This window comes from Variovorax sp. Varisp46, assembly GCF_059491885.1.
This window is the reverse complement of the sequence record NZ_CP168515.1, coordinates 965,410-980,826: the sequence shown is the minus strand read 5'-3', so window position 1 is coordinate 980,826 and position 15,417 is coordinate 965,410. Positions and strand designations below refer to the sequence as shown.

The window sequence follows — 15,417 nt, the reverse complement described above, 5'->3', positions numbered from 1 at the left end:
ATGCCCTCCTCGCCAGCGGCCTCAGGCTCCGATCACACCGCCGTCAGAAGAAGCTGCCCCAGTGCGGCTGCTCGTCGCGCTGCTGCCTGCGCCATTCCCAGGGCGGGGTGGGCTTCGAGTCGGCCCACAGGCCCAGGCGCCGGGCGCGCGCGCTGTCCTGCAGCCTGAACAGCCCGCCGCCGCGCCGGGTGGCCAGGTGGTTGTAGTCGTACACCCAGGCCCAGCCTTCGGCCACCATGCGGCTGCCGGCGTCCTCGCCGTTGCAGCTCACGTCGGCCACCGTGCGGCCGTAGCGGTCGGTGTCGATCTCGGTGATGAGCGCCTGCTCCCGAAAGCAGATGTTGCTCAGCGCCTGCCTGCTGCGCTGGCCGTAGGGCTGGGCTTTCTCGGGCGCGTCGATGGCGGCGATGCGCACCTTCACGCGCTCGTAGGCGCCGATACGGCCGCAGCGGGCGGTGAGCGTGTCGCCGTCGCTGATGCCGACGACGAGGCAGGTGCGCGGAGCGGCCTGGGTGAGAAGAGGAAAGGCAAGAAGAACGATGGGCAGCGCGCGAAAGTGCATGGAAGAGCCGGATGTGGGCAGAATGGCCGGACCGATCGAGGCTAAGTGATCCGTGCGCAGGGAGGGGTCGGGACACAGATTTTTTCTTTCTTCTGAACCGCGCTTCGAAGGAGACCCCTCACATGCAGGAACCCACCCGGGACGACTGGTTTTTCGCGGCGAACGACGCGTGGGACGCCGGCGCGCACAAGAAGGCGCTGTCGCTGTTTCTCAAGGCGGCGGCCGCGGGCGAGGCCCACGCGCTCAACAGCGTCGGCTACTTCCTCGACCACGGCATCGGCGTGAAGCAGGACAGCGCCGCTGCGCGCGACTGGTACCGCAAGGCCGCCAGGGCCGGCGATGTCGCGGGCTGCGCCAATCTCGCCATCTGCTATCGCGACGAAGGCAACTTCCGCTGGGCCCGCTTCTGGTTCGAGCGCGCCTATGCGCAAGGCGACGGCGACGCGGCGCTGGAACTGGGCCGGCTCTTTCTCTGGGAAGGACCGAACCAGAATCACCGCAAGGTGGTCGACTACCTGACGAAGGCGATGGCCTCCTCGTATGTCAGCGTGGACGGGAAGAAGGAAGCCGGCAGGCTGCTGAAGTCGCTGGGCCGGAAGTAGGTGGGCCGGAAGTAGGAAAGGCAAGGACGCCCGGGCCAGTTGGCTGGCGCGATCTTACCCATGCCAAATCGACGCGAAAAAGAGCATCATCGTCACTGACGAACCCACGGTGCAGACTGTTCGCGAGGCAGAGCATGACATGGTTCAAGAAGCTTTTCTGGGTCGGCGCCGGGGTCGCCGTGGGGGGCACGCTTGCCGTATTCGCGGTAGACGAACTGAAGACTTCCCGGCTGCAATCGGCCCTGTGGCGCGACCTCGGCAACGGTGCCAGCTTCAGCGTCGACGCCGGTGCCAGCGATGCCATCCGCTTTCCCCACACCGGACCTTACGACGAGCGGCTGGGCTATCACGATCTTCCCGACTTCATCCAGCGCCTGGACTCCCAGGGCTACGCCATCACCCGCCAGGCCCGCCTGTCGCCTCGGCTGATCGAACTGCAGGAGCGCGGGCTCTTCATCCCGTACCGCGAGAAGAACCAGGCCGGCCTGGCCGTGCGCGACTGCCGCAATGCGGCTCTGCTGCACACGCGCGTGCCTCAGCGCGCATACGAGCGCTTCGAGGACGTGCCGCCGCTGCTGGTGAGCGCCCTGCTGTTCGTCGAAGACCGCCACCTGCTGGACGCGGAGCCGGCGCAGCGCAACCCCGCGATCGATCCGGAACGCTTCGCGAAGGCCGCGCTCGAGCAGGCGCTGCGGGCGGTCAGCCTGAGCCATACGGCGACGGGCGGCAGCACGCTGGCGACCCAGATCGAGAAGTACCGCCACTCGCCGCAAGGCCGCACCGGGTCGGTCCGCGACAAGCTGCGCCAGATGGCATCGGCCTCGCTGCGTGCCTACCAGGACGGTGAGGACACGCAGGCGCGGCGCCGCCAGATCGTCGTCGACTACCTCGACACGGTGCCGCTGGCCGCACGCCCGGGCATGGGCGAGGTGCACGGCCTGGGCGACGGCCTGTGGGCCTGGTATGGACGCGACTTCGGCGAAGTGAACCGCCTGCTCGCCGACAACGCCGAGGGGACGGCGCTCACCGACGAAGCGCTGCGGCAGCAGGCCGAGGCCTTCAAGCAGGCACTGTCGCTGATGATCGCGCAGCGCCGACCGTCGCAGCACCTGCTCGGCGACGGCACAGGCCTTGGCCGGCTGACCGACAGCTACCTGCGGCTGATGGCCGAGGCAGGCCTGATTTCGCCCGAGTTGCGCGATGCGGCCCTGCCACTGCCCCTGCGGCTGCGGCCCGAACTGCCACCAACGCCTCGGCCGGACTTCGTGCAGCGCAAGGCCGCGACTGCACTGCGCACCCACATCTCCACGCTGCTCGGCGTGCCGCGCGCCTACGACCTGGAGCGACTGGACCTCGAGGCCGAGACCAGCCTGGACGGCGAGGCGCAGGCGATGGTGGCGCGGGTGCTGGCCGGCCTGCGGACGCCCGCCGCGGCCAAGGCTGCGGGATTGTTCGGCTTCCACCTGCTCGATCCGGGTGCGGACCCGGGCCCGCTGGTCTACAGCTTCACGCTGTTCGAGCGGGGCGCGCAGGAGAACCTGCTGCGCGTTCAGGCCGACAACATCGACCAGCCCTTCGATGTGAACCAGGGCGCGCGGCTGGACCTCGGCTCGACCGCCAAGCTGCGCACCCTGGTGAGCTACCTGGAGCTCGTGGCCGAGTTGCACGCCCGCTGGGCCGACCTCTCCCCCGCCCAGCTCTCGGCGCTGGAGAACAATCCGCGCGACCCGCTGGGCGCGTGGGCGCGGCAGTACCTCCTGCGCGCCAAGGATCGCCGCCTCGCGCCGATGCTCGAGGCGGCCATGGGGCGGAAGTACTCGGCCAACCCCGGCGAGGCCTTCTTCACCGGCGGCGGCCTGCATCAGTTCGCGAACTTCGAGCGCTCGAGCGACAGCGAAACGATGACGGTGCGCGAGGGCTTCAAGCATTCGGTCAACCTGGTGTTCATCCGCCTGATGCGCGACCTGGTGCGCCACCACATGTTCGGCGGCGCGTCGGACGCCGAGCGCCTGCTGAACGACCCTGCCGACCCGCGCCGGCGCGAGTTGCTCGCGCGCTTTGCCGATCGCGAAGGCTCGGCCTTCCTCGTCCGCTTCTATCGCAAGTACCAGCACCGGTCGGCTGCGGAGGCCGAAGCCCTGCTGCTGCAGGGCCTGAGGCCATCGGCGCCGCGCCTGGCGAGCGTGCTGTTCACGATCGAGCCCGAGGCCAGCGACGCGCGGCTCGACGAGCTTCTCGTGCAGCGGCTGGGCCGCGGCGCCGGCTCGCCGCGCGCATTGCGGGCGCTGCGCAGTACCTACGCCGGCTTGTCGCTCGCCGATCGCGGCTACGTCGCGCGCGTGCATCCGCTGGAGCTCTGGCTTGTCGGTTTCCTGCAGCGCCAACCCGGCGCCTCGCTGACCCAGGTGCTGGAGGCGAGCGCGCGCGAACGCCAGGAAACCTACGCCTGGCTCTTCAAGACGCGCCACAAGAGCGCGCAGGACAAGCGCCTGCGCGAGCTGATCGAGCTCGACGCCTTCGCGCAGGTTCATCGCTCGTGGCAGCGCCTGGGCTACCCCTTCGCATCGCTGACGCCGTCCTACGCGAGCGCGATCGGCGCGTCGGGCGACCGGCCGGCTGCCCTGGCGGAACTGATGGGCATCCTCGTCAACGACGGTGTACGGCTGCCGACGCAACGAATCGGTGCACTGCACTTCGGGCGCGACACGCCCTACGAGACACGGCTGGAACCGCGCAACGCGAGCGCCGAACGGCTGCTGCCCGCGGAGGTGGTCGCGACGGTACGGCGCGCGCTGGTCGAGGTGGTGAACGACGGCACGGCACGGCGCCTGAAGGGCTCGCTCGTGGACACGCATGGCCGCGCGATCGAGATCGGTGGCAAGACCGGCACCGGAGACCATCGCTACGAGAAGACCGACCGGAACGGACGGGTGATCTCGGAGCGCAAGATCGATCGATCGGCCACCTTCGTGTTCATGATCGGAGACCGCTACTTCGGCACCATCATGGCTTATGTGCACGAGCCCTATGCCGCTCGCTATCGGTTCACGAGCGCGCTGCCGACTCAGTTGCTGAAGTCGCTGGGGCCGCAGCTACTGCCTGTGCTCCAGCGCAACGGGTGCGGGGGAGATCGATAAGACCGACGCGGCATCTATCTCCGCCCTGATGCTTTCCTCACTGCTTGCCGACGATGGCAAATAGCGCGGCCCGGGTTGTGGGATCAGCCATGTACTTGGCGTAGAGCGGCGACATTCTCCGGATGTATGAAGAAAAGTCCTGCACGTTGGAAAACTGGGCGCCTTCTTTCGTCACGGCAGCACGTGCGGAGACGACTCGTTTCTCCCAGAGCTCCCGCATCAGGTTCGCCGATTTTTTCCCGGCCTTCTGGAACACCGCTTTTTCGTCCGCACTGAGCCGGTTCCACAGTTTGGTGGAGACGACCAATGCTTCGGGAGAAATCATGTGGCTGTCCAGCAATGTGTATTTGGCCGCCTTGTAGTGTCCGGTGGCTTCGTAGGAGACCATGTTGCCTTCGGCGCAATCGATCGTTCCCTTCTGGAACCCATCGAGCACGTCCTTGTAGGGCACCACCACCGGAATGGCGCCCAGCAGCTTGACCATCTCGATGTAGACCTCGGACTGTTGCACCCGAACTTTCTGGCCAACAAGATCTTCTCGCGTGGTCAATGGTTTGTTGGCGCAATAGAACGACCGAGCGCCCCCGTCATACCAGCCAAGCACCACGTAGCCCGAAGCCTGCAGTGTCTGCGCCAGTCGCGCCCCTATTTCGCCATCCAGGTAGCGAAACATGTGGGCCGAGTCCGTGAACAGGAACGGGAGATTGAATGCCTTGAGTTCCGGCGCCGCTTCGGACAGTGGCGCCGAATTGAACTCGGCGACATCGATCTCGCCGGCCTTGAGCATCGCTACAGCCTTGCCCTGGTCTCCCAGAACAGCGTTGGAAAACAGCTCGATCTTGTATTTCCCCTTGGTTGCCGCATCCACTTCCTGAATGAAGCTTTTCATCGCCTCCGTCACCGGGTAGCCATCGGGGTGGGTGTTCCAGGCTCGCAACGATGTTTGAGCGTTGGCGGCAACGCCCCCCAAACAGAGAGCCGAGAGGACAAGACTGCAAAGCCGAGAGGAGCGCATAGATAACTTTTTTACAACGAATGTGTTGCAAAGAATAACGGAGAGGATCTTCTGAATCCTGACCATCGAAGTCAGCTTGCGCCCTGCTTTTGAATATGTTTGTACTCATTGCAGTGCAGCTTCAAATAGGGTAGAGCCTGTGAAGCCAGCAATTTCCCCGGCCGATCATGCGATGAAGCGCAAGCACGGCCGCGGGCTCGATCTCGATCGAGAGAAGACAATTTGCCTATGCGCCCTCCACCTCCTGCAGCAGCCGCCACATCACCTTGCCGCTGCCGCTCTTGGGCAGCGCATCGACGAACTGCACCTTGCGCGGGATCTTGTAGACCGCCATGTTCTCGCGGCACCAGTCGATGATCTCCTGCTCGGTGGTGTCCTTGTGCGTGGCGCGCAGCACCACCACGGCCTTGACCGACTCGCCGCGGTAGGCGTCCTTGGTCGAGATGACGCAGGCCTCCTGGATCGCCGGGTGGCGGAACATCAGCAGCTCGACCTCGGCCGGCCACACCTTGAAGCCGCTCGCGTTGATCATGCGCTTCAAGCGGTCGGTGATGAAGAAGTAGCCGTCCTCGTCCATGCGGCCCATGTCGCCCGAGCGGAAGAAGCGCTTGCCCTCGAACTCGACGAAGGCGGCGGCCGTGGCGTCGGGGCGCTTCCAGTAGCCCTGGAACACCTCGGGGCCATGGATGATGATCTCGCCCGATTCGCCGATCGGCATTTCGGCCAGCGTGTCAGGGTCGACCACGCGCGCGTCGGTACTCATGAACGGGATGCCCAGGCACTGCTGCTTGGGATGGTCCGACGGGTTGGTGTGCGACGGCGCGGCGGTCTCGGTGAGGCCGTAGCCCTCCTGGTACTTCAGGCCGTACTGCTCGAGCAGGCGCTGCGCCACGGCCTGCGGCATGGCCGCGCCGCCGCCGCCGATGTAGGTCATGCTCGACAGGTCGTAGCTCGCGAAGTTGGGGCTGGCCATGAGGTCGATGACCATGGTCGGGATGTTGGTCCAGGCCGTGACCTTCCAGCGCGAGATGAGCCGGCCGGCCACGTCGCGGTCCCAGCGCGGCATGATGATCAGCGTGGCCGCCGCCAGGATCGCCGTGTGCATCATGCTCACCACGCCCGTGATGTGGAACATGGGCACCACGGCCAGCACCACCGTCTCGGAAGTCGACCCGCCCCACAGCTGCCCGGCCACCGCGTTGTGCATCAGGCTCGAATGGTGGTGCACGCAGCCCTTGGGCAGGCCGGTGGTGCCGCTGGTGTAGGGCAGCAGCGCCATGTCGTTGGCGCCCACCACGTGCTCGGGCGGCGGGTGGTTGGCTTCGAGCGTGTCGGTCCACGCGACGGTCTTGCCGCCGTCCAGCGCGGGCAGCGGGTGGCGGGTGGTGAGCCAGTCTTTCCAGGCGGGTGCCGGAGCGTCGTCGCCCGATGCGTCGGCGTCGAAGGCATCGGTGAACTGGGTCACGACCATGTGGTCGAGCCGCTGCTCCACGGGCAGCGCATTGCTGGCCTTGGCCAGCTCGCCCGCCAGGTCGCCGGTGATGATGGCCACCTTGGCGTCGGAGTCGGTGATGTAGTGCTTGAGCTCCTCGGCCCGGTTCATCGGGTTGACCGGCACCACGACGGCATTGGCGCGCAGGATCGCGAAATGCGCGATCACCAGTTGCGGGCAGTTCTGCATGTCGAGGATCACACGGTCGCCGCGCTTCACGCCCAGCGCATGCAGCGCGCCTGCCAGGCGCTCGGCCTGGGCGGCGAAGTCGCGGTAGGTGGTCACGCGGCCGAAGAACACGAGCGCGGGCTTGTCGGGGTAGCGTGCGGCCGAGGTGGCCAGGTTGTGCCAGAGCGAGGTGGCGGGGACGGTGATCGAGTGAGGGAGGCGTTTGGGCCAGAACTTGTAATGCGGGCGTTGTTGCATGGTGAGTACAGGCGGGGAAAAGAAAAAGCGACAGCCCGCCAGCCTAAGCCGCCACGGCCGCCGCTCCCATGGGGGAAGCCCCCCGGAGCGTCGCCTAGGCGACGCCCATTCTTCTGACGCCCCTTCCCCTTTCGAACCTGCGCACGCGCCGTACGACTACAGACAGCCGCCGGTTTCTGGGCGAACCTGCCGTTCCCTCCACACACCACCCAAGCGAAGGAACCGACATGCCAGCAGACAAGCACGCAAGCGTCCACTGGGAAGGCGCCGGCAAGACCGGCAAGGGCCAGGTCAGCACCGAGACCGGCGCCCTGAAAGACTACCCCTACGGCTTCGCGAGCCGCTTCGAGGACGACAAGCGCGGCACCAACCCCGAGGAGATCGTCGGCGCGGCGCATGCCGCCTGCCTCACGATGGCCTTCGCCTTCGCGCTCGAACGGGAAGGCCTGACCGCCACACGCATCGACACCAAGGCCGCCGTGCGGCTGGCCAAGGACGGCGACGGCTTCAAGATCGACCGCATCCAGCTCGAGCTCGACGCGGCCGTGCCGAACCTCGAGGAAGCCAGGTTCCAGCAGATCGCGGCCGCCGCCAAGGCCGGCTGCCCGCTGTCGAAGGCGCTGGCGAGCGTGCCCGAAATCACGCTGAAGGCCACGCTGGCCGGCTGAGCGCGCTGCCTATGATCGTCTCCTCACAAAAAGGAGACGGATCATGAACAACAAGACTGCCCGGATCGCGCTCGCGGTCCTTTCCCTTGCCATCGGCACCACGGCGATGGCCGCCTACCCCGACAAGCCGATCAAGGTCGTGATCGGCTTCCCGGCCGGCGGCCCGCTCGACCAGCATGCGCGCCTGCTCACCGACAGGCTGCAGGCCGTGCTCGGCCAGCCGCTGATCGTCGACTACAAGCCCGGCGCGGGCGGCTCGGTGGGCGCCGACGCGGTCGCCAAAAGCCCGGCCGACGGCTACACGCTGATGCTGGCCAACACCGGCGTGGCCGTGATCAACGGCGCTCTCTACAGCAAGCTGCCCTACAACACGCAGCGCGACTTCGTGCCCATCGCGCGCACCGCCATGCAGCCGCTGGCGCTGCTGGTCACGCCCAAGCTGCCGGTGCAGAACCTTAAGCAGTTCATCGACTACGCCAAGGCGCGGCCCGGCCAGGTCAACTACGGCTCGGCCGGCAACGGCGGCATCAGCCACCTGGTGCCGGAGATGTTCAAGACCGCCACCGGCATCTTCATGGTGCACATCCCCTACCGCGGCAGCGCCCCGGCCTTCACCGACCTGATGGGCGGGCAGGTGCAGTTCATGGCCGAGTCGATTCCGCAAGCCGCCAACTATCACAAGCAGGGCAAGGTGCGCGCGCTGGCCGTGACAAGCCGCGAGCGCAACCCCGCCCTGCCCGACATCCCGACCGTCATCGAATCGGGCGTCAAGGGCTTCGAGGTGGTGGGCTTCTACGGCTTCCTCGCGCCGAAGGACACGCCCAAGGACGTGGTCGCCAAACTGAGCGATGCATTCAGGCAGGTGCTGAACAGCCCCGAGGTGCGCGAACGCATGGTGAGCCAGGGCGCCGACCCTGCCTTCCTGGGCAGCGAGGACTTCGCGCGCTTCCTGGCGACGGAAACGCCGCGCTGGGAAAAGGCGGTGAAGGCATCCGGCGCACGGATGGACTGACTTGCCCGGCGTGGCTCAGGGCGGCGTGGCCGCATGCCGCTCGAGTTGCGCGCGGTCCAGCAGCTCGATGGCGCGGTAGCGCACGCGCAGCGTGCCGTCTTCCTCCCATAGCTTGAGCTGCCGGTTCACGCTCTGGCGCGACACGCCGAGCATGAACGACAGGTCTTCCTGCGACACGCCCAGCATCGTGCCGCCGCCCTCGCCCGTGCCCTCGGCGCGTGCGTCCAGCGTGAGCAGGCGGTGCGCGAGCCGCACCGGCAGCGGCATCAGGATCACGTCGTCGATCCACGCCAGCGCCTGGCGCAGCCGCAGGCACACCAGCCGGGTGAAGGCCATGTGCACGTCGGGATGTTCGGCCACCAGCCGGTGGAAATCGGCCGCCGCGACCACCGCCATCTCGGTGGTGTCGACCGCGCAGGTGTCGTAGACGCGCTCGCGTCCCACGAGCAAAGAGACCTCGCCGAACCAGTGGCCGGGTTCGAGCATCGCGATGACGGCCTCGCGCCCGCCCGGCGCCACCACGCTCACGCGCAGCGAGCCTGAAACCACGCCGAAGAGCGCATCGGGCGACGAGCCCTTGTGAAAGAGCGACTCGCCGCGCGCCAGCGTGCGCCGGTGCGCCACTTCGAGCAGGCGCCGCTGCACGTCTTCGGCCAGCCGCATGTCGCCGTTGTGCACCGGCGATGGCTGTGCGTCCGGCGCCGTGTCGGGAGATGAAGGGGGCGTGCGTGGCATCGCGGGTTTGTCCGTAGCGGCGATTGCCAACACCGGACAGTCTTGTTTCAAGGGCGTGCCGATAGTACGCAGCGAGCCCGGGCCGGCGCATTCGCAGCAACCCGATGTCACCTGTCGTCCCTGTCACATGGAGCACACCCCTGATGAACACACAACGCACCGAACTTCAAGCCCGCCGCGAGCGCCTCGTGCTCGATCACTTCGCCGACGAAACCCGGCAGGACTTCGACGCCGTGCTCGGCACCTTCCCGCACCCGCACTACGAGCTGATCCCGAGCGGCGAGGTGCACGACGGCATTGCCGACGTGCGCCAGTACTACACCGACACGCGCCGTGCCTTTCCCGACCAGCGCCACGAGATCATCCAGCTGCGGCACGCCGACGATTCGGTGGTCGTCGAGTTCTGGCTGCTGGGCACGCATCGCGGTCCGCTCAAGGGCCTGCCCCCGACGGGCAACAGCTTTCGCTGCCGCATGAATGCCTTCTTCATCTTCGAAGGCGACCGGCTGGTGTGCGAGCGCGTGTACTTCGACACGCTGACGATGCTGCGGCAACTGCTGGCGGGCGTGCCCGCGGAGCATGTGGCCGCGCTGATGGGCGCACTGTTGGGCCAGCCCGCAGCCGCACGCCCGCAAGAAGCGGCAGCCGCATGACTGCGCCGCGCAACGATGCGCTCGCGGGCCGCCACGCCGTCGTGACGGGTGGCGCGCGCGGCATCGGCCGGGCGATTGCGCAGCGCTACCTCGCGGCCGGCGCCAGCGTCGCGCTGTGGGACCTCGATGCGGCCGTGCTGGCGAATGCGCTGCAAACGCTCGCACCGCTCGGCACCGCGACCTCGGCGGTCGTCGATGTGCGCGACGAAGACCAGATTGCTCGCGCGGCCTCGCAGTCGCAGGAGCGCTTCGGCGGCATCGACATCCTCGTCAACAACGCGGGCGTGCTCGGCCCGACCGTGCCGGCCTGGGAGCACACGCCCGCACAGTGGCGCAACGTGCTCGACATCAACCTGACGGGCGCGTGGCTGTGCTGCCGCGCGGTGGCGCCGGTGATGCTCGCGCAGCGGCGCGGGCGCATCGTCAACATCGCCTCGGTCGCCGGCAAGGAGGGCAACGGATTCAATGCCGCGTACTCGGCGTCGAAGGCGGGGCTCATCGCGCTGACCAAGTCGCTGGGCAAGGAGCTGGCTTCTTCGGGCGTGCTGGTGAACTGCATCACGCCGTCTGCGGCCGACACCGAGGTGTTCGCGGCCGTGCCTGTGGAGCACCGCGAACAGCTGCGGACTGCGCTGCTGTCGCGCGTGCCGATGGGGCGCTTTGTCGAGGTCGATGAAGTGGCTGCGATGGCTGCGTGGCTTGCATCGGATGAATGTTCGTTCAGCACTGGCGCGGTGTTCGACATCTCGGGCGGGCGGTCGATGTACTGAAGGGGCATTCGGGGCGTGTGCACAGGCCACCGGGTACTCCCCTGCGCGAATGTCCCCCGGCCTGCGGCCTCCTCCTTTATTTCGCTGCGGGGAGCACCCGGCGCCCTGCGCACGATGAGCGCTCTGCTCATGCCGGCAGTTCAACCGCTCCCCCGAACAACGCACGACGAATCGAAAAGCAAGCATTCATTTCCAGGAGACGACCATGATCCGAGACCCCGAGCCCACCGGCTTCGCACAGCTGCCGGAATTCGACGGCACACGCAACGCCGCCATGCCGCAGGATCGCCTGCGCGCCATCCGCCATGGGGCCGAAGGCCTGCGCGAGCGGCTGCTCGACGCGCCGCCGGTGCGCTTTGCGCGCAGCTTCAACCTGCTGCGCATTCCGTACCCCGCGTGGTTCGCCTTTACCGGCGTGTACTCGCAGCAACTGCTCAAGCCGCACATGGTCCACCTGCTGGCGCGCACCGTGCTGATCCAGTACGACGACTTCGAGGGCCGCCTGCGCACGCTGCTGTTCACGCCGGCCGACTTCGAGGCCGGCAACGAAACGCCCTACTTCAAGCGCCTGAGCGAGCAGACGCCGAAGTTCCTGCACAAGGCGATCGCGCCGGTCTACCAGACCGTGCCGCAGGCGCTGGCGAGCTGCGGCATCGCGCCGGAGCAAGTCGACTACATCACCTACGACCACCTGCACACGCAGGACGTGCGCCGCTGGCTCGGCAACGCCGGCACGCCGGGCCTGCTGCCGAACGCAAGGCTGCTGGTGCACCGCCAGGAGCTCGAGAACGTGCGGGGCCTGCTGCCGATACAGGCCGAGTGGTACTGCCCGCGCGGCCTCGACGGCGTGCCGGCCGAACGCATCGTCGCCTTCGACGGCAGCATCCAGCTGGGCCGCGGGCTCGCTCTGGTGCACACGCCGGGCCACACCGAGGGCAACCATTCGCTGGTCTACCGCACCGGCGACGGCCTGCGCGTGAGCAGCGAGAACGGCGTGGCAGCCGACAGCTGGGCGCCTTTGCAGTCGCGGCACAACGGCATCCGCCGCTACGCGCAGGCCACGGGCGCGGAGGTGATCCTCAACGGCAACACGCAGGAGGGCAGCAACGACCAGTACCTGTCGATGGTGCTGGAGAAGACCCTCGCCGGCACCTCGTCCTCGCACGGGTTCAGCAACGTGGTGCCGTCGGCCGAATGCTCGCCGCACTGGCTGTTTCCGGGTGCGCCGGCCAGCCACCTGTGGGGCGAGACGAGCTTCGGCACGCCCACGGTCGCCTGAAGCATCTCGGGCAGGAACAACAGAAGGAGACACACGATGAACACCGCCACCCTCGACGCAGCGGATGCGCGCACCCCGGCAGCAGATACCGCCGCGCGCGACGACGCCGCGCTCTTCCGCAGGATCACCTGGCGCCTGATGCCGCTGCTGTGCGCCTGCTACGTGCTGAACTACCTCGACCGCACCAACGTGGGCTACGCGCAGCTGCAGATGAAGGACCAGCTCGGCTTCAGCGACGCGATGTTCGGCCTGGGCGCGGGCATCTTCTTCATCGGCTATGCGGTGTTCGAGATTCCGAGCAACCTGATGCTCGCGAAGATCGGTGTGCGCGCGACGCTGCTGCGCATCATGGGCCTGTGGGGGCTGGCGTCGGCGGCGATGATGTTCGCGACCACGCCCACGCACTTCTATGTGCTGCGCTTTTTCATCGGCGTGTTCGAGGCCGGCTTCGCGCCGGGGGTGCTGTTCTACCTGACGCTGTGGTTCCCCTCGCACCGCCGCGCGCAGGCCACCGCGCTGTTCTTCATGGCCTTCGGCGCCGCGCCCATCGTGGCGGGGCCCATCGCAGGGCTCACGATGACGTATCTCGACGGCGTGCTGTCGCTGCGCGGCTGGCAGTGGCTGTTCCTGCTCGAAGGGATTCCGAGCGTGCTGCTCGGCGTGGCGGCTTTCCGCTGGCTGTCGAACAGCCCGTCGCAGGCGGCCTGGCTGTCGCCAGCGCAGAAGCAGCGCGTGGCGCGCCTGCTGGCCGAAGACCAGGCCGCCAATGGCGCCACCGGGCGCCACACCTTCGGCGCGGCGATGCTCGACGCCCGGGTGTGGCTGATCGGCTTCATGTCGTTCCTGATCATCCTCGGCATCTATGCGCTGTCGTTCTGGCAGCCCACGATCCTGAAGTCGATGGGGCTCAGCGTGCTGCAGATCGGCTTCTATTCGGTCGTTCCGGCGGTGGCGGGCATCGCGGCCAACATCGTCGTCGGACGGCATTCGGACCGGCACAAGGAGCGCCGCTGGCATTTCGCGCTGAGCGCGGTGGTGGGCGCGGCCGGGCTGGCGCTGACCACGCTGTTCATGCACAACGCCTTCGCCGCCGTGCTGTGCCTCGCACTGGCGGCCATGGGCATTTCCGCCGCGTTCACCGTGCTCTGGTCGGTGCCCGGCAATTTCATGTCGAAGAGCGCCGCGGCCGCGGGCATCGCGCTCATCAGCACCATCGGCGGCAGCGCGGGGCTGGTGGCGCCGATGATGGTCGGCGCGCTCAAGACGCTGACGGGCGGGTTCACCGCCAGCCTGTATGTGCTGAGCGGGGCGCTGGTGCTGTCGGCATTGCTCATGCTTGTGGCACTTCCGGCCAGCGCACTGGGGCGCACCAGGCACTGAGCAACGCGCCCGCCCGGAGGCCCCAGGGTGGGGCCATGTCCCATTTCGGTGCACATATCTTGCATACCAGTTGGCACAGAAGCTGCTGGTATGCAGGCCATGGCCACCTCCGCATCCCAAATCAGTGCACGCATCATCGAAGCGGTGATGGCGCAGAAGCTCGCGCCGGGTTCGCGCCTGGGCGAGCAGCAGCTGGCGATGCTGTTCGACTGCAGCCGCACCATCGTGCGAGAGGCGCTCACGCGGCTGGCGGCGCGCGGCATCGTCACGGTGAGCGCACGGCGCGGCTGGTTCGTCATCGAGCCCTCGCAGGACGAGGCGCGCGAGGCCTTCGAGGCCCGGCGCGTCATCGAACTGGGGCTGATCCGCAGCGCGGGCAGCGCCGGCAAGATCGACAAGGCCGCCCTGCGCGAGCTGAAGGCGCACCTTCAGCGTGAAAAAGCCGCACTGAAAGAGAGCGACGTCGGCAACCGCAGCTTTCTGCTGGGCGACTTCCATGTGTGCCTGGCCGAATGCCTGGGCAACACGCTGCTGGCCGACACGCTGCGCGACTACACCGCGCGCACCACGCTGATCGCCATGCTCTACCAGTCCACGCACGACGCGGTGCAGTCGTGCGAAGACCACGTGCAGATCGTCGCGGCGCTGGAGCGCGGCGACCACGCCGCCGCCGAGGCGCTGATGGCCGCGCACATCGGCACGGTGCAGTCGGCGTTGCGCGTGCAGGCGCCCGCCGATCCGCTCGCGCAGCTGCGCGATGCGCTGGCGCCGCTGCAGAACACGAACACCGCCGCCGCAGCGGCGCCCAAGGGCAAGCGCCGCAAGGCGGCCGCATCCCCTGCTTCCGATTCTTCGACTTACCTAGGAGCCTTGCTATGACCTTCTCTTCTCCGTCCAAACGCCGCTTCGCGCTCGCACTGGCTTCGCTCGCCATGATGGCCGCCACGGGCGCCGCCCAGGCCCAGAACGCACTCGACAACGTGCTCAAGGCCAAGACCATCAAGATCGCCGTGCCGACCGACTACCCGCCCTACGGCTCGGTCGACAGGAACATGAAGCCCCAGGGCCTGGACATCGAGATGGCCGAGCTGATCGCCGCCAAGCTGGGCGTCAAGGTCGAGCTGGTGCCCGTGACCAGCGCCAACCGCATTCCGTACCTGCAGACCCGCAAGGCCGACCTCGTGATCTCCACGCTCGGCAAGAACGCCGAGCGCGAGAAGGTGATCGACTTCACCTCGGCCTACGCGCCCTTCTTCCAGGCCGTGTATGCGGCCAAGAGCATGAAGCTCACGAGCTTCGCCGACATGGCCGGCAAGACCGTCGCCGTGACGCGCGGCGCAATGGAAGACCAGGAACTGAACAAGGTGGCTCCCCCGAACGTCGACTACCGCCGCTTCGAAGACAACAACGCGACGATCGCGGCCTTCGTGGCCGGCCAGACGCAAACCATCGCGACCAGCGCGGCGGTCGCCGGCGACATGCTCGCCAAGAATCCGAAGGTGAGCGCCGAGTTCAAGCTGCTGCTGAAAGACAGCCCCTGCTTCGTCGGCGTTGCCAAGGGCGAAACCGCATTGAAGACCAAGGTCAACGAGATCATTGCCGCCGCCAAGAAGGACGGCACGCTGGACGCCATGTCGAAGAAGTGGCTCGGCAAGGCCGCCGGCGACCTGCCGGTCTGAACAAGCG

The 15,417-nt window shown here is 67.5% G+C and carries 14 protein-coding genes; 10 read left to right on the top strand and 4 right to left on the bottom strand.

The window, feature by feature from the left end:
• Positions 1-43: 43 nt before the first annotated feature.
• Positions 44-562 (bottom strand): thermonuclease family protein, encoded by a 519-nt coding sequence (locus tag ACEN9N_RS04580; protein WP_007833944.1) that lies wholly within the window; start codon positions 560-562, stop codon positions 44-46.
• Between the two features lie 122 nt (positions 563-684).
• Between ACEN9N_RS04580 and ACEN9N_RS04575 the strand changes: the two genes are divergently transcribed.
• Together ACEN9N_RS04575 and ACEN9N_RS04570 are read left to right on the top strand one after the other, a co-directional pair.
• Complete coding sequence (locus ACEN9N_RS04575) at positions 685-1,164, top strand: tetratricopeptide repeat protein (RefSeq protein WP_413314125.1); 480 nt, start codon at positions 685-687, stop codon at positions 1,162-1,164.
• 134 nt (positions 1,165-1,298) lie between these two features.
• Entirely contained in the window at positions 1,299-4,301 is a 3,003-nt protein-coding gene (locus ACEN9N_RS04570; RefSeq protein WP_495655443.1) for a transglycosylase domain-containing protein, read from the top strand.
• A 37-nt stretch (positions 4,302-4,338) separates the two neighbouring features.
• Here the strand turns inward: ACEN9N_RS04570 and ACEN9N_RS04565 are convergent, their stop codons facing one another.
• Together ACEN9N_RS04565 and ACEN9N_RS04560 are read right to left on the bottom strand one after the other, a co-directional pair.
• A complete protein-coding gene (locus tag ACEN9N_RS04565) occupies positions 4,339-5,316 on the bottom strand; it encodes a TRAP transporter substrate-binding protein (RefSeq protein ID WP_042673454.1) in 978 nt (325 codons plus the stop codon).
• 226 nt (positions 5,317-5,542) lie between these two features.
• On the bottom strand, positions 5,543-7,234 hold the full coding sequence (locus tag ACEN9N_RS04560; protein ID WP_413314123.1) for a long-chain fatty acid--CoA ligase: 1,692 nt from the start codon (positions 7,232-7,234) through the stop codon (positions 5,543-5,545).
• A 227-nt stretch (positions 7,235-7,461) separates the two neighbouring features.
• Here ACEN9N_RS04560 and ACEN9N_RS04555 point away from each other — a divergent pair, with 227 nt between their 5' ends.
• Both ACEN9N_RS04555 and ACEN9N_RS04550 read left to right on the top strand, forming a co-directional pair.
• Positions 7,462-7,902, top strand: coding sequence for an OsmC family protein (locus ACEN9N_RS04555; RefSeq protein WP_007833959.1), 441 nt, complete (start codon positions 7,462-7,464; stop codon positions 7,900-7,902).
• Between the two features lie 43 nt (positions 7,903-7,945).
• The gene (locus ACEN9N_RS04550; protein ID WP_495655442.1) at positions 7,946-8,914 is read left to right on the top strand and encodes a Bug family tripartite tricarboxylate transporter substrate binding protein; all 969 of its coding nucleotides are present in this window, start codon (positions 7,946-7,948) and stop codon (positions 8,912-8,914) included.
• A gap of 15 nt (positions 8,915-8,929) precedes the next feature.
• On the opposite strand, the gene ACEN9N_RS04545 is transcribed toward ACEN9N_RS04550, so the two are convergent.
• On the bottom strand, positions 8,930-9,649 hold the full coding sequence (locus ACEN9N_RS04545) for a Crp/Fnr family transcriptional regulator (protein WP_483159583.1): 720 nt from the start codon (positions 9,647-9,649) through the stop codon (positions 8,930-8,932).
• Between the two features lie 143 nt (positions 9,650-9,792).
• Between ACEN9N_RS04545 and ACEN9N_RS04540 the strand changes: the two genes are divergently transcribed.
• From ACEN9N_RS04540 to ACEN9N_RS04515, 6 genes are all read left to right on the top strand, one after another.
• Positions 9,793-10,302, top strand: coding sequence for an ester cyclase (locus tag ACEN9N_RS04540; protein WP_007833966.1), 510 nt, complete (start codon positions 9,793-9,795; stop codon positions 10,300-10,302).
• Positions 10,299-11,072: an SDR family NAD(P)-dependent oxidoreductase gene (locus ACEN9N_RS04535; protein WP_413314118.1), complete on the top strand. Its 774-nt coding sequence runs from the start codon at positions 10,299-10,301 to the stop codon at positions 11,070-11,072. The genes ACEN9N_RS04540 and ACEN9N_RS04535 overlap by 4 nt, the downstream gene beginning before the upstream one ends.
• A gap of 205 nt (positions 11,073-11,277) precedes the next feature.
• Complete coding sequence (locus ACEN9N_RS04530) at positions 11,278-12,351, top strand: MBL fold metallo-hydrolase (RefSeq protein WP_495655441.1); 1,074 nt, start codon at positions 11,278-11,280, stop codon at positions 12,349-12,351.
• Between the two features lie 36 nt (positions 12,352-12,387).
• On the top strand, positions 12,388-13,731 hold the full coding sequence (locus ACEN9N_RS04525) for an MFS transporter (RefSeq protein WP_495655440.1): 1,344 nt from the start codon (positions 12,388-12,390) through the stop codon (positions 13,729-13,731).
• A 99-nt stretch (positions 13,732-13,830) separates the two neighbouring features.
• On the top strand, positions 13,831-14,610 hold the full coding sequence (locus ACEN9N_RS04520; RefSeq protein ID WP_413314114.1) for a GntR family transcriptional regulator: 780 nt from the start codon (positions 13,831-13,833) through the stop codon (positions 14,608-14,610).
• Positions 14,607-15,410: a transporter substrate-binding domain-containing protein gene (locus ACEN9N_RS04515; protein ID WP_413314113.1), complete on the top strand. Its 804-nt coding sequence runs from the start codon at positions 14,607-14,609 to the stop codon at positions 15,408-15,410. The genes ACEN9N_RS04520 and ACEN9N_RS04515 overlap by 4 nt, the downstream gene beginning before the upstream one ends.
• The last annotated feature ends 7 nt before the right edge of the window (positions 15,411-15,417 follow it).

What these genes read in the sequence shown, in the direction of transcription:
- ACEN9N_RS04550 (WP_495655442.1), top strand. Translation starts at nt 7,946, where the DNA reads ATGAACAACAAGACTGCCCGGATCGCGCTCGCGGTCCTTTCCCTTGCC.
- ACEN9N_RS04560 (WP_413314123.1), bottom strand. Translation starts at nt 7,234, where the DNA reads ATGCAACAACGCCCGCATTACAAGTTCTGGCCCAAACGCCTCCCTCAC.
- ACEN9N_RS04580 (WP_007833944.1), bottom strand. Translation starts at nt 562, where the DNA reads ATGCACTTTCGCGCGCTGCCCATCGTTCTTCTTGCCTTTCCTCTTCTC.
- ACEN9N_RS04535 (WP_413314118.1), top strand. Translation starts at nt 10,299, where the DNA reads ATGACTGCGCCGCGCAACGATGCGCTCGCGGGCCGCCACGCCGTCGTG.
- ACEN9N_RS04555 (WP_007833959.1), top strand. Translation starts at nt 7,462, where the DNA reads ATGCCAGCAGACAAGCACGCAAGCGTCCACTGGGAAGGCGCCGGCAAG.
- ACEN9N_RS04575 (WP_413314125.1), top strand. Translation starts at nt 685, where the DNA reads ATGCAGGAACCCACCCGGGACGACTGGTTTTTCGCGGCGAACGACGCG.
- ACEN9N_RS04530 (WP_495655441.1), top strand. Translation starts at nt 11,278, where the DNA reads ATGATCCGAGACCCCGAGCCCACCGGCTTCGCACAGCTGCCGGAATTC.
- ACEN9N_RS04520 (WP_413314114.1), top strand. Translation starts at nt 13,831, where the DNA reads ATGGCCACCTCCGCATCCCAAATCAGTGCACGCATCATCGAAGCGGTG.
- ACEN9N_RS04525 (WP_495655440.1), top strand. Translation starts at nt 12,388, where the DNA reads ATGAACACCGCCACCCTCGACGCAGCGGATGCGCGCACCCCGGCAGCA.
- ACEN9N_RS04570 (WP_495655443.1), top strand. Translation starts at nt 1,299, where the DNA reads ATGACATGGTTCAAGAAGCTTTTCTGGGTCGGCGCCGGGGTCGCCGTG.
- ACEN9N_RS04565 (WP_042673454.1), bottom strand. Translation starts at nt 5,316, where the DNA reads ATGCGCTCCTCTCGGCTTTGCAGTCTTGTCCTCTCGGCTCTCTGTTTG.
- ACEN9N_RS04540 (WP_007833966.1), top strand. Translation starts at nt 9,793, where the DNA reads ATGAACACACAACGCACCGAACTTCAAGCCCGCCGCGAGCGCCTCGTG.
- ACEN9N_RS04545 (WP_483159583.1), bottom strand. Translation starts at nt 9,649, where the DNA reads ATGCCACGCACGCCCCCTTCATCTCCCGACACGGCGCCGGACGCACAG.
- ACEN9N_RS04515 (WP_413314113.1), top strand. Translation starts at nt 14,607, where the DNA reads ATGACCTTCTCTTCTCCGTCCAAACGCCGCTTCGCGCTCGCACTGGCT.